Origin of the sequence: Aliirhizobium wenxiniae (assembly GCF_019511445.1) — a bacterium.
Taxonomy (GTDB): domain Bacteria; phylum Pseudomonadota; class Alphaproteobacteria; order Rhizobiales; family Rhizobiaceae; genus Neorhizobium; species Neorhizobium wenxiniae_A.
In genome coordinates, this window is record NZ_JAEUAN010000134.1 from 1 (window position 1) to 255 (window position 255).

Below are 255 nucleotides of genomic sequence, written 5' to 3' on the forward strand. Positions count from 1 at the left end.
CCACGTCCGCAGCAGGGACGCTCAGCACCAAAGCTAGATGGCGCGCTGAGGGATGAAGGCGTCGCCTATATGGTCGCGCCAGCCGATGCGTTGAACACTTCTCCCGTCCTGAGCATGCTGTGCATGACGACCGCGAGTTTCCGGGCGACGGCCACAGCGGCCCGCTTGAAGCCAAGTCGCTCGCGCAGCTTAAGTCCCCAACTCTTGAGTCTGCTCTCGGTCCTGGCACTGGTTCTCGTCAAAAGCACCGTCGCC

At 62.7% G+C, this 255-nt stretch carries 1 pseudogene; it reads right to left on the bottom strand.

From position 1 onward, the window contains the following. Positions 1-65 precede the first annotated feature (65 nt). Positions 66-255 (bottom strand): annotated as a pseudogene (locus JNB91_RS30625) (IS110 family transposase); the annotation flags it as partial.